Source organism: Paraburkholderia caffeinilytica, from assembly GCF_003368325.1.
In the GTDB taxonomy this organism is placed as follows: domain Bacteria; phylum Pseudomonadota; class Gammaproteobacteria; order Burkholderiales; family Burkholderiaceae; genus Paraburkholderia; species Paraburkholderia caffeinilytica.
The window spans coordinates 2,376,328-2,388,481 of sequence record NZ_CP031466.1; the positions used below are offsets into that span (position 1 = coordinate 2,376,328).

Below are 12,154 nucleotides of genomic sequence, written 5' to 3' on the forward strand. Positions count from 1 at the left end.
TGCGGTGTTGGCGCATTTTCCCGGCATCTGTTGCGCCGTGCGCCTTATCGGATACACCCGGACACGATACCCGCATCCCCCCGTTCATAGGATGTCTTCACCCAATGCCGATCGGTCGGGCTTCGCGTAGTCGCGCCCGCTGCTCTCGTCCTTGCACGCCCGAAGCCACGCCACGACGAGCACGCCGAGACAGGCGCCTAAAGACGTTCCAATTGCCAGGCCAAGCAAAAATTCCATCGCTTCTCCCAATTTTGTGCAATTGCAAAAACTGTGCGCGAGCGTGCGTGGGTGGGTATGCCACGGAGCGAGCGCGAGAAGCAGGTTGTTGCGCTGCGCAAGCTTAGCCTTCGGCAAACCGTCGAGCGCCAGGTTACGGTTGGCCTTTACATGGATGCGCCGCCACGCGACTCGCCGCGCCAGAAGCTCATAGGATCGTCTGCGTGCATCGTAGACTGGCAGCATGAGACAGAGGCGTCTCGTGATCGCTTTTCCAGTCGTGGCCAGCGGGCATCGAAGCCCGTGATTTCATTCTTGTACACTTCGACCCTGCCGCGAAGTAGGAAGGTTCGCGGAAAACGATGGGGAATGACCCGCAAACGTTTTTGGCCGGGGCCGCTACCAACGCCGCCTCGAGGCACCGAGGCACCGAGGCACGTAATCATTCTTCCTGTCGCTTGCCGTAGCTATGCAGCCGCGAATTCGGATAAAACGAGTCTCGATAGTGGCGCCAGCCATAACATCAGGATGACTACCTTATAAACGTGCAGGTTCGAGACGAGTGCGCAGTCCAGTTTTTGTCGTCGCCCTGCCACGTGCACCTGAGGTCGGTAAAGGAAATGATTTTGCCATCCGGCAGCGTACCCGTGACGGTGTACTGCGGCACCCACCTGGGCCCTACCCGCTCGGATTTTTGCGGGCCGACCCAAGAACCCCCGACCTGGATTGCCCGACATGTCGCGTGTATGGCCACCAGGTTTCGTTCCGGATCTCCATCAACAGCGATTGCTTCGACCGTACAGCGGCCGCTACTCGTTCCGTACGTCCTATCCGGATTGGGATGATAGACGCTTACGTTTGTCAGGTTATAGGTCAGATTCATATGCTCACCTTGGTTCGATTGTATTTTGCGCCGGTCGGCTCTACGCTCGGCGTTGATGGTAAGAATATGCAGACCCGCTCTACTACTAAATAGTCCCGTCGTTACAACAGATACCCGTGCCATCGGACATGTGCCGATCTGCGTCACCAGCGGCGACGATTGCAATATTTGAGCGGGATGGGACTGCAGAAACGACTAGAAGGAACGCTTCGGGCCCCTGGGCATCTTCGCGGACTCAACTATTCGGCATGATGTGAAGGGTCCATGAGATCCTTGCGCTTGATTTGCTCACTTTGCGTGAACATAGCGAGTGCGGACCGTGACGTTTGAACTGCTTTCCAACCTTCGAGCTTGCAGGCCGAGTGGAGAGAGTCGAACTACGAAGCAACGTCTATTAGACAAACCGCTTATCGATGGCTTACCTATAAAGCGGTCAGGATGTTGCCTCCTGTAGCGTGTGGGTCCGGGAATCACCGCTGACGGAGCTACTCGACACGGCTTCCATCTGGGAAATAGAGTTCGCCTACAGCGCGCTTTCAATGTGGCCGGATGACGTCGAGCAAGGTCTTCGACCTGGGCAAGGCGATGATCCGAAATATTGCGTTCACCTGTGTGAAACCGATGATGGGTTGTCTCTCGTTCGTTGGATCCGGAATCCTGAGATTGATCATCGTGGCAATCTCAGACAGGAACCAGACGTGTCGGACGATGCAATCAGTCGTTTCTAGCGACTCGACGGCTTGTGAACCCATCTCGTATTGGAGCCATGCCGACTGTCGCTTGCGGTCGCCGCAACTGCGGCGCCGGTGACTCATTTCGTCGGCACTCTGGACCGCCGGTCAGCGGCGACCCGCTGACGGTGCTCGCGGGCTTCATGCGTGAGCCTTTCCCGCGCTTCATGCTGCTGGTTACGATCGCGAAAGCAGGCCGGTATATGTTGCTCACCGCAGTGATCCTGCAATTCATGTAACCCACAGGCGAGCAGGTGTATTTCCCGTTACTCTCGCATCGCGTTCCGGCTCAGGCTAGGACGATCCTTTCATTTGTCCCGATCCGCGCTGCCACGACGCCGAAACCCCGGCGCCGCGCTCGACTCAGTCTTTCATAAACATTTTTCGGCAACTGTCGCGCACACGCGCGGGGCAATCCTGTCCAGATCCGGGAAAGCGCGCGCACATAGTGTGCAACAGAATTTTTCGCTAATCAGGACACCAAAAACAACATATCTACGCACCTACAGGGGCACGTTTCGAAATTGTTCGAAAAATGCGGGTGCTGTAATTCATCTGTCGTTTTTATCGAGGTTGATTGAAAGAACGACACCCCTCATCAAACGGATAGCGCCATCGGTTGCGTGGCGTGGATTGCAGACTGGCGTAACGAAGGTCGCCCGGATTGTTCGAGCCGTCCTTTGCACGTCATCGAACAACGGAGAATCTTCAATGAAGCTGGCCGTCTCTACTCTCGCCCTCGCCACCGCGTCGATGCTCTGCGCCGCAGGTGCTAGCGCGCATCAGATCTGGTTCGAGCAATCGCCCAACAAGACGATGACGTTCTACTACGGCGAGTTCGACAAGAACATGCTTGAAGTCACGCCGGGCGGCATGGACCGCTTCAAGGCGCTCGCCGGCCAGTCGATCTCGGAGTCGGGCGCGAAGCCCCTGGATATGAAACTGCAACGCGCGAGCTTTTCGGTAGCAGAGAAGCCGGGTAAGGGTGACTCCTTCATCGCGGTGGACCACAAGTATCCGATCTTCAAGGTTCACGACGAAGGCACCACCGTCGATACCTACTGGACCCCGGCTACGCGCTGGGTCGGCGACTTCAGCGCGCGCCAGCCGGAACTCGAACTCGATATCGTGCCGACCGGCGTGGTCAAGGGCAACGTCGCGCAGTTCCAGGTGTTCTATCAGAAGGAACCGCTGACGAACAAGCCGGTGACGTTGTCGTCGTGGTCGGGATGGGACTATCTCGGCACCACGGACGGAGAAGGCAAGGTGTCCTTCCCGTTGCCCTGGAAGGGCACCTATGTTCTCGGCATCGAGTATCGAGACCGTACGCCGGGTGAGCGGGTGAACACCGAAGGCGTCACGGAGAAATACGCGATCCGCAGTTTCAGTTCGACGCTTTCCTTTTACCAGGCAGCCGGCGCCGAGCCTATGCATCGCGCTCCGTCCACGCTACCGGCATCAGAAATCGCGCGTCTGAACGCGAAGTAAAAAAACGCCGCACGGCGCCGCCTTGTTGCTTCGTATGCGGCGCGTTCCAAAACGCGAACGCCGTCACACCGATTTCAACCGATATCCGACAAGGAGCATCGATGAACTATCTCGCTCGTATCCTGGCCGTCACGGCTGCCGCATTCATGGTCAATCAGGCGGGCGCGCATGGCGTTCCGCTTCCGCAGCATGGCGGAATCATGGACGACGCCGGACTCGTCGCCGTCGAAATGGTAGCGAAGAACCGCACCGTCGAACTGTTCGTCACTGACGATGACGCTCCGGTCGACGCACGCAACATCAAGGGCGTGCTGACCGTCACGTCCGCTACTGGCACGAAGAAGGAAACACCGATCGCCGCCGTCTCCGGCAACCAGCTTCGTTCAAAGGATGTTGACGTGCCACCTGGCTCGCGCGTCACCGCGTTGCTGACGATGGCAGACGGTACGACCAAGGTGAGCGCACGGTTCAAGGTTCAGTGAAGCTGTGCGCATTCTGCCGGCGACAAATCGGCTGCCGGGCGGTGCAAACCTTTTCTTCAACGTCTTTCGCAAAGGAACAGCGGATGAGTCGCATCTGCAAGCTCTGTCGCGCCTGGTTGGTCTCGCTCGCATACGGCAGCCCGCTGATGTTGCTGCTGCTCGCCGGCACTACGGCGCTCGCATACGCACACGGTGTCTCAGATGACGACAAGTCGTTCATCGAAGGAAGTGCGGGTATCAATCTCATTCCGTACATCTACCTCGGTGCAAAACACATGGTCACAGGCTACGACCATCTGCTGTTTCTGTTCGGCGTGATCTTCTTCCTTTACCGGCTCAAGGACGTCGGGCGCTATGTCACGTTGTTCGCCGTCGGGCACAGCACGACCTTGCTGTTCGGCGTGATCGCGAATGTGCATGCGAATCCGTACCTGATTGACGCGGTGATCGGACTGTCGGTGGTCTACAAGGCACTCGATAACCTTGGTGCGTACAAAAAGATGCTGGGTTTCGAGCCGAATCCGAGACTTGCCGTGCTGATTTTCGGTTTTTTTCACGGCTTCGGGCTGGCAACGAAACTTCAGGAGATGGCCATTTCGCGCAACGGCATGGTGCCGAACATCATCGCGTTCAACGTCGGCGTCGAGATCGGCCAGTTGATCGCGCTCAGCATGATCCTGATCGCGATGACGTACTGGCGTCGTTCGCCGGGCTTTCAGCGCCACGCGCTGCTCGCAAACGCGGTACTGATGACCGCGGGCTTCGTACTCGTCGGCTTTCAGCTCTCCGGCTATTTCTTTCCCACGGTGACATGACATGAGCACACACGAAGTATCGAATCAAAGCCTGATGAGAGCCACGTCCAGTGCGGCGATCGCAGCGCTGGTAATTCTCGCGCTGTTCGTTCTGCCTGCCGAGCGAGGCATCGATATCACCGGAATCGGCGGTGTGCTCGGATTGACGAAGATGGGCATGAAGAGTCCGTCCGCTGAGCCGATTTCGGGAGTGGCGCCCGCGCAGACAGCGGGCGATCTGCCGACCCCGAATCGGCTGTCGATTGCGCAAGCCACGCCGTATCGCAGTGACGAGATGGAACTCGTCTTGCCGCCGAACGCGGGTGCCGAGATCAAGGCACAGATGAAGAAGGGCGATCACTACATCTTCCAGTGGTCAGCAACGGGCGGGCCGGTCAACGTCGATATGCACGGCGAACGGCCGCACGCGGGCAAGGCCTTCACCAGCTACTGGAAAGCTGTCGATCAGACGTCGGCGCAAGGTTCGTTCACAGCGCCGTTCGACGGCACGCATGGCTGGTACTGGCGCAATCGCGGTGATGAAACCGTGACGATCAAAGTGAAGACCAGTGGTTTCTACGAAAAGCTGTTTCGCCCCGACGGGCATTGAACGGGTGTCGGGTCGAAAGCGCCCGCCACTTTCCTGAACGCTATGCCCTATCTCAGACAAGGGTGATCAAATGACTATCTCTTCGGGTTTATCCAACCCTGTGGCGGCGGCCGCACGGTCCGTCGCGACACCGGCGGTGCAGTCGCGCACGCGGATGATCGCTATCGACGCACTGCGTGGCTTTGTGATGTTGTGCATGCTCGTCGATCACGTACGGGAGACGTTTTTTCTGCATCGTCAGGTGACCGACCCGATGGATGCGTTCACCGTAGCGCCGGAGCTGTTTTTCACGCGGATGGTGAGTGAAATTTGCGCACCGGTGTTTATCTTCCTGACCGGGCTGTCCGCGTACCTGTACGGTCAGTCGCATACGCCGAAGGAAACCTCCGCGTTCCTGTTCAAGCGCGGTATCTTCCTGGTGTTTCTGGAGCTCACTTTCGTGTGCTTTGCGTGGACCGCGGAATTTCCACCCAAGACGCTGTGGCTGCAGGTGATCTGGTGTATCGGGCTGTGCATGATCGCGCTGTCGGCCTTGCTGCACTTGCCGCGCAAGTGGCAGACTGCGATCGGTATCGTCATCATCGCCGGGCACAATTTGCTCGACGGATTCACTCTTGGGCCTGATTCACCTCTGTTCGTACCGTGGTCGATCCTGCATCAACGCGTATTCATCGACCTGGGTGGCATTACGCGGGCACGCACGACTTATCCGATTTTGCCGTGGATTGGCGTGATTCTGCTCGGCTATGCGATCGGCCCATGGTTCGCCAAACAGATCGATCCGGGCGAGCGCATGTCGCGGCTGCTGAAGGTGGGTGCGGGCGTGCTGGTCGCTTTTGTCGTGATTCGCTATCTGAACTTCTACGGCGAAAAGCCGTGGGCTCATACCGGCGATACACTGCGCACTTTCATGAGCTTCATGAGCGCGAAGAAGTATCCGCCGTCGTTGATGTTTCTGCTGCCGACGCTTGGACTTGGGCTGGTCTTGCTGGCTTGCTTCGAGAAGATTCAGGACCAGCGGATCTCAAGCATGCTCGCCGTACTTGGCGGCGCACCGATGTTCTTCTATCTGCTTCACCTGTACGTGCTGAAGGCCCTCTACCTGATTGCGCTGCATGTGTGGGGAGCCAATCAGGGTCAGTACTACGGCTTCGATAGCCTCGCGGGGATCTGGCTGTGGTGGGCCATACTCGCGATCGCGCTGTACCTGCCGGTGCGCTGGTTCTCGAAGCTCAAGCAGCGCCGCAAGGATATCTGGTGGCTGAAATACCTTTGACGATCCGTCAGACTCGGCACCAGCTTCGCCTGCAACGCGGCTAGCGCCTTTCGTTACGCGGTTCGGGGCCGTTCCCTCCGGACTTCTCTCGCATTCCCAGTTCGACTCGCCACGACAGATGGCGGGTCGGTCTGCGCGCGCCTCGTGCGCAGCTCGCTTCATTCACTTTTCTTTACCGGATATTCATGATGAACAGGTCGCGTGCAGCAAGAACCACGATTAAAGGGGCGATAACGATTGCAACCTTCGGCGTCGCCGCTAACGCATTGGCGCAAAGCTCAGTGACGTTATATGGCATTGTCGATAACGGCTTTGTCTATACACACAACAGTGGTGGCCAGTCGACCCAGGTCGGTCTGATCAGCGGTAGCCTGTCCGGGTCGCGCTGGGGACTCAAAGGGGTTGAGCCGCTAGGCGGCGGGTTGTCCGCAATTTTCCAGCTGGAGAACGGAGTCAATCTCAACACCGGCAAAATGAATCAGGGCGGTCGGCTCTTCGGGCGTCAGAGTTATGTCGGCCTGAAGAGCGCGACGGCCGGCACACTCACGATGGGCCGCGTCTACGACCCGCTGACGGACCTCGTTCAGCCGGCGCAAGGTGACAACTATCTCGGACAGACCTTCACTTCGCCGGGCGACGTCGATAACGCCGACAGCAGCGCGCGTTTCAACAACGCGTTAAAGTGGGCGAGCCCCAACTGGTATGGCCTGACCAGCGAATTGATGTACGGATTCGGCGGTGTGGCCGGCAGTGTTGTGTCGGGCCAGACGTATAGCGCAGCGCTCAGTTACGGGCAAGGCGGCTTTACGGTCGCGGGCGGCTATCTGCACATGGATCGGGGCAACCCCACCTTATCGACGCGTGGTACCGCATCGTCGGATACGCTGTTCAACAGTTCAGTCAACGCGGCGTATGCTTCCGCGAAGGCGATCGATATATGGCGTGTCTCGACCCAATACGCGTTCTCTGCGTTCACGGTGGGTGGGTACTACAGTGACTCACGCTACTCGGCCGATGGTGCATCGAAGTTCTCGCGCACCGAGATCTATCGCAACACTTCGGCGTTCGCTGTATGGAAAGTGACGCCTGCGTGGCTCGCGGAGGCGGCGTATAACTTCCTGAAGTCATCCGGCGATTCAGCGGCGCGTTACCACCAGGTCAGCATCGGTGCTGACTATCTGCTCAGCAAACGGACCGACATTTATACCATCGTCAGCTATACGCACGCGTCGGGGCAAAACGGTGCCGGGAATGCTCAGGCGGTGATTGGCGCGACGGACATCGATGCTGGCAGGCCGTCGCAGACGCGTATCAATGTGGGCCTTAGACATCGATTCTGATTCGTCGGCGAGTGCGAGCGGCGTCGCGTATCCGCCCGCCCGTCACTCGCGATGGACGGCGGGCGCCCGAAGGACAGGCGGCATACTGTCGCGAGACCTGCCAGGTCCTCACGCGCCCGATCGTGGATCACCTGGTGGCTGACCCGGCGCAAAGAGCAGTTCAAGCGGGTCGTATCGCTTGATGATGGGTGACTTGATAATCACATAACTGGAAAAATTTTCGATTCCGATCTCTCGGTCGAGAAGACCTTCTATGACGCTTTGATAGTGACTCACACTACGCGTTACGAATTTCAGCAAGTAATCGCAACTACCGCTCGCCAGATGACATTCCACGATTTCATCGATACGCATGACCGCCGACAGGAAAGTCGAGAAGTCCTTGCGTCCATGATTGGCAAGGGTGATTTTGGTGTAGACGACCTGCACGTCTCCCAGCTTTTCGAGCTGAACCTGTGCACCATAACCAACGATGAACCCTGCTTTCTCGAGCCGTTTCACGCGCATGAGACATGGACTCGGCGAGAGGCCGACGGTTTCCGCAAGCTCGAGGTTCGTAACGCGTCCTCGCCGTTGCAACTGCGAAAGTATCCGCAAATCGATCCGATCTAGCTTGCAATCCATGTTCATTCCATGCGTTTGGCTTGTCGTCCATGGTGAGAATATGTGTGCGCAGCACCGCCGTGTTTAACTCACGTGACGAACCGCAGTCACAGACAAAGCGCCTGATTCCCGATAGCAAATTCCATAACGTTTGGATCCATCAGAAGAGGTCCATTGCGCGACATTTTCACGACGGCGTCGACGAGAGGTAACCCGAGTTCGTCAAGCCATTCGGAGAGACCGGTGTCCCCGGGAATATCGACCCGCACGAACATCCCGGCATTGAGCGACAGCCAATGACTGATGAGCGCCTTTGCCCGGCTTAAATCGTTTGATGCGGGAGCGACCACCGGACCGATCACATACCCATCGCCGAAGCGACGGAATAGCGCGAACCCGATCAGCTCGCCCTCGCGATCGAGCGCGACTCCAGCGGACTCGCGCAAAAGCACGGGCATAACCGGCTTGCAATCGAGCCCGCTTGCGCGGGATGCCAGGTCGATGATGCGCGTAACGTCGTTGCCTCCCAGAGGCCGCAGGCGTTCGCCAGGTGGCAACGAGATAAGCGGGGGATGAAACGCGGCGCCCTGATGCTGCCTGACCGTGCCCACTTCTGCGAAGCCGAGCGATCGACACAACGGCTCGCCCGGTGGGGTGGCGTGCAGCAACGCAGTGCGTCCTCCCAGTTCATCGAGGACCTTTTCAATCAATTTGCGTCCGATGCCTTGCCGTTGCCGCTCGGGAGAGACGATCACCATGCCAATCGACCCAGATCCACGGCCATACTTCCAGCACAATGCAGTGCCGACAATACCAGTGGTGTCTTCCGCGACGAAGCCGTGTCCCGCTCGCGCGACGAAGCGCCAGTCCTCGACTCGATGTCTCCACTTGACTGCCCGCGATAGCAAGTGAGCCGCAACCACGTCGTCAGGGGTGAACTGGCGGATTGCAATCGCGTGATTCTCTGCGAGGTGGGACACACACGGCTCCTTTGGCTACATGCACATAACATCACTCTGACAGCATGTAAAAAAACTGACTAGGACGATCTTTCTGTCGCATCTTTCTGGATTTGTTCGAGCAAACGGTCGATTGGTTCTTTATCGCCGGGCCACGTGAATGGGACGAGTTTATATATGCGCCACTTTAGTCGGGTGCAGCCACGCACCGATATGGACATGCGGCATTTGAACGAGCGCAAACATAGGCGCATGGGGCGAACGGTCCATTTCACTACGCGTGACTCCGGACGGCTGCACTGCGCTGTTGATCGGCCGTTCGAATATTGAACTGGAAGGACGCTTATGGGTCGACCAAAGACGATCGTCGTTCGTCTCACCCGACCCGAAGCGGTCCGTCGACTCTCTGCAAAGCAGACATTCCATGCCGCGAATCAGCCGTTGAACTTGTGGTGCCAAAAGATATCTCGACCAGCAACGTCAAAAGCGTTAGGCCATGAGAGGCTCGCTCCGCTTAAGGGGAACGCAACCTACTTTGCTGCACCCTTTGTCGCCCGCGTTATGAACTCGGCTTTGGCTGCCCTCACCAACTCTTCGGGTATAGGTGTGCTACGAACGGATTTGTCCAGTTCTGCCAGTTCACTGTTGCGGGCAATCAATGCTGGGTATACCTGAGTCAAGCAATATTCGCCAAGGCGCTTGTATTCCCGTACTGCGGCCGCCGCGTCTTGCTCATACATGTCAAACATTGACGCTTCCACCTGCTTCAGCTTGCCTGAATATGCGTCATTGTCTGTGCCTCGGGCCAAGGCGGTGAAGAAGACTTCGCGTAAGTTTGCTTCTTTCATCGCCTCGTAGACCGCCTCGGCCTGTTGTGTGTTCAAGCCACCTTTCAGTAAAAGATCACGGTCATATGTGAACCAGTTGCGCTCGTAGATCGCCTTCTCGCACGCAACAAGTTTGGTCTGTCCGTCCGCATCTTTGTACGCTCCAAAACCATCCTCAACGCTAACGGCCATGGCATGGGGCAGCCACATCGCTTGCGCGACGAAGAGCACTGCAAGCAGAGATTTCATCATCCTCATCTTTGTTCGGTATTTCAAAGATCGCAACAGCGACCGACGAATTGGCGAATGTGGCGCCGGCATTGCAAGGCTGCTCCTGGCCGGCTTGTGCCCGCTAGCCCCGTCGAATTCAGTTCGCCTGCATGCCCGGCAGGCGGATCAGGAAGCTCTCAACCGCGCGATTGAAAGCCGCATTGTCCTCGACATGAGGTATATGCCCGACTCCAGGTAACACATTCATGCGCACGTCGGGCAGCAGTCGTGACAGGCGTAGTCCCTCGCTAACGGGCGTCACGCCGTCGGTGGCTCCCCAGATCACTTCAACCGGCATCGTCAGCGACGCGTATTCCGGTGAGCGGCTGCTTCTGTTGAGTCCCGGATCATTGACAAAGGCATCCAGCCAGTAGCTATACGCCTGCGTTGTTCCAACCACAGAAAGCGGCCGCTGATAGACGGCAATCCGCTCAGGCGTCAGCGCGTCATGGCGCGAGGTGAACTTCCGCAGGAACCATCCGGTGAGCCGTGGATTAGTTGCCGTCGCGGCGATCACCGGCCGCGCGACGGCCGGCAGCGCCATCAGGCTACTAACGAGACCACGGTCGGCTGGCGGCGGATCGATAGACAATGCAACGTCCACCAGCACCGCTGCCTTGAATCGCGCGGGTTCAGCCATTAACGCTTCGACCGTGGCTCGCCCACCGAACGAATGACCAACGAGAATCACCTGCGAAAGCTTCAGCGTGTCGAGCATCCCGAGAATGCGCAAAGCCTGATGGCCCGTGTCGTACGTATTGGCCGCGGGCCGGCTGGTGTAACCAAATGGCGGCAGATCCACCGCAATGCAGTGATATCCGGCTCGACCGAGAAAATCCATGGTCGGAAGCCACGTCGAACTCCAGGCGCCTACGCCTGAAACGAAGACAATCGGCTGCCCAGTAGCGGGGCCGCGCTCCTGTATCAGCATGTCCACGTCCGCCGCACGCACGAAGCGCGATCCGGCCGGCGCCGCGCTCTGCGGGACGTCCCGCTCGCGGCTACTGGCGATCAAATCTGCGCCGCCTAATACAGCAACTAGCGCGATGATAGGCACGACGACCAGTGCGATCGCGACTTTATAAAGTTTCATGGAGGCTCACGCATTCCTTTTTGATGCTTTGTGGGCTCGGCGGCACACTTATTGTAGTGGATGATTATGTACAGTTATGCTCAGCCAATTTTCTCAAGATTGAGATCGACCGATAATATCAAGTCCGCTTAAACTTGCGCACCGAAGCTTGAAACGTTTCAACGTTTTTTGGAACCGACAAATGACTCCCGGGAATAGGCCAGAATAAAAATGCTTTTAACCACCCTCGCACCCGCTTTCTTTTTGAGCCGCGGTCGTATCACCCGCAGCGAATGGCTGACACGGATCATCATCGCCGCGCTCGTGTGCGCCGCCTTTGGCAGTCTCGCCGGCTCCTGGTTCGGCGAGATGGGTGCGGCCGTCTTCGCCATCGTCTTCCTGTGGAGCGCGGTGGCGCTCTCCACCCAGCGCCTGCACGACATCGGACGGCGCGGATGGTCGTTGCTGACCGCCATCGTCCCGGTGTTCGGGCCGATCTGGGTGCTGATCCACGTATTGCGCCGCGGCGTCGATCACGAGAACCGCTTCGGCCCCGATCCGGCAACCCGCTCGGATTATCTCAAAGTCAATATCGGGGAGTGA

General features: G+C 58.0%; 12 protein-coding genes. 7 read left to right on the forward strand and 5 right to left on the reverse strand.

Annotated features, from left to right (window positions below; translation table 11 throughout):
• Positions 1-84: 84 nt before the first annotated feature.
• Positions 85-462, reverse strand: a complete 378-nt coding sequence (locus DSC91_RS10580) for a hypothetical protein (protein WP_115778077.1) — start codon at positions 460-462, stop codon at positions 85-87.
• 2,079 nt (positions 463-2,541) lie between these two features.
• On the opposite strand from DSC91_RS10580, the gene DSC91_RS10595 reads away from it, so the two are divergent.
• The 6 genes from DSC91_RS10595 (at position 2,542) to DSC91_RS10620 (ending at position 7,820) form a co-directional block, all read left to right on the forward strand.
• Positions 2,542-3,318, forward strand: coding sequence for a DUF4198 domain-containing protein (locus tag DSC91_RS10595; RefSeq protein ID WP_115778079.1), 777 nt, complete (start codon positions 2,542-2,544; stop codon positions 3,316-3,318).
• Positions 3,319-3,419: 101 nt separating this feature from the next.
• On the forward strand, positions 3,420-3,800 hold the full coding sequence (locus DSC91_RS10600) for a hypothetical protein (protein WP_115778080.1): 381 nt from the start codon (positions 3,420-3,422) through the stop codon (positions 3,798-3,800).
• Between the two features lie 83 nt (positions 3,801-3,883).
• Complete coding sequence (locus DSC91_RS10605) at positions 3,884-4,615, forward strand: HupE/UreJ family protein (protein WP_115778081.1); 732 nt, start codon at positions 3,884-3,886, stop codon at positions 4,613-4,615.
• Between the two features lies 1 nt (position 4,616).
• Complete coding sequence (locus DSC91_RS10610) at positions 4,617-5,204, forward strand: hypothetical protein (protein WP_115778082.1); 588 nt, start codon at positions 4,617-4,619, stop codon at positions 5,202-5,204.
• 70 nt (positions 5,205-5,274) lie between these two features.
• The gene (locus tag DSC91_RS10615; protein WP_115778083.1) at positions 5,275-6,480 is read left to right on the forward strand and encodes an acetyltransferase domain-containing protein; all 1,206 of its coding nucleotides are present in this window, start codon (positions 5,275-5,277) and stop codon (positions 6,478-6,480) included.
• Between the two features lie 188 nt (positions 6,481-6,668).
• Complete coding sequence (locus tag DSC91_RS10620; protein WP_115778084.1) at positions 6,669-7,820, forward strand: porin; 1,152 nt, start codon at positions 6,669-6,671, stop codon at positions 7,818-7,820.
• Positions 7,821-7,928: 108 nt separating this feature from the next.
• Here DSC91_RS10620 and DSC91_RS10625 read toward each other — a convergent pair whose 3' ends face one another.
• The 4 genes from DSC91_RS10625 to DSC91_RS10640 form a co-directional block, all read right to left on the reverse strand.
• Complete coding sequence (locus DSC91_RS10625) at positions 7,929-8,450, reverse strand: Lrp/AsnC family transcriptional regulator (RefSeq protein ID WP_115778085.1); 522 nt, start codon at positions 8,448-8,450, stop codon at positions 7,929-7,931.
• An 80-nt stretch (positions 8,451-8,530) separates the two neighbouring features.
• Complete coding sequence (locus tag DSC91_RS10630) at positions 8,531-9,403, reverse strand: GNAT family N-acetyltransferase (protein ID WP_115778086.1); 873 nt, start codon at positions 9,401-9,403, stop codon at positions 8,531-8,533.
• Between the two features lie 509 nt (positions 9,404-9,912).
• Positions 9,913-10,461 carry a hypothetical protein gene (locus DSC91_RS10635; RefSeq protein WP_162831363.1) on the reverse strand — a complete coding sequence of 183 codons (549 nt, stop codon included), beginning with the start codon at positions 10,459-10,461 and terminating at the stop codon, positions 9,913-9,915.
• A 115-nt stretch (positions 10,462-10,576) separates the two neighbouring features.
• Positions 10,577-11,536 carry an alpha/beta fold hydrolase gene (locus DSC91_RS10640; RefSeq protein WP_162831364.1) on the reverse strand — a complete coding sequence of 320 codons (960 nt, stop codon included), beginning with the start codon at positions 11,534-11,536 and terminating at the stop codon, positions 10,577-10,579.
• 246 nt (positions 11,537-11,782) lie between these two features.
• Between DSC91_RS10640 and DSC91_RS10645 the strand changes: the two genes are divergently transcribed.
• Positions 11,783-12,154 (forward strand): DUF805 domain-containing protein, encoded by a 372-nt coding sequence (locus DSC91_RS10645; RefSeq protein WP_115778089.1) that lies wholly within the window; start codon positions 11,783-11,785, stop codon positions 12,152-12,154.

Bases quoted from the DNA above. Each gene is read 5' to 3' on its own strand.
- DSC91_RS10580 (WP_115778077.1), bottom strand. From the start codon at position 462: ATGCTGCCAGTCTACGATGCACGCAGACGATCCTATGAGCTTCTGGCG.
- DSC91_RS10595 (WP_115778079.1), top strand. From the start codon at position 2,542: ATGAAGCTGGCCGTCTCTACTCTCGCCCTCGCCACCGCGTCGATGCTC.
- DSC91_RS10600 (WP_115778080.1), top strand. From the start codon at position 3,420: ATGAACTATCTCGCTCGTATCCTGGCCGTCACGGCTGCCGCATTCATG.
- DSC91_RS10605 (WP_115778081.1), top strand. From the start codon at position 3,884: ATGAGTCGCATCTGCAAGCTCTGTCGCGCCTGGTTGGTCTCGCTCGCA.
- DSC91_RS10610 (WP_115778082.1), top strand. From the start codon at position 4,617: ATGAGCACACACGAAGTATCGAATCAAAGCCTGATGAGAGCCACGTCC.
- DSC91_RS10615 (WP_115778083.1), top strand. From the start codon at position 5,275: ATGACTATCTCTTCGGGTTTATCCAACCCTGTGGCGGCGGCCGCACGG.
- DSC91_RS10620 (WP_115778084.1), top strand. From the start codon at position 6,669: ATGAACAGGTCGCGTGCAGCAAGAACCACGATTAAAGGGGCGATAACG.
- DSC91_RS10625 (WP_115778085.1), bottom strand. From the start codon at position 8,450: ATGAACATGGATTGCAAGCTAGATCGGATCGATTTGCGGATACTTTCG.
- DSC91_RS10635 (WP_162831363.1), bottom strand. From the start codon at position 10,461: ATGATGAAATCTCTGCTTGCAGTGCTCTTCGTCGCGCAAGCGATGTGG.
- DSC91_RS10645 (WP_115778089.1), top strand. From the start codon at position 11,783: ATGCTTTTAACCACCCTCGCACCCGCTTTCTTTTTGAGCCGCGGTCGT.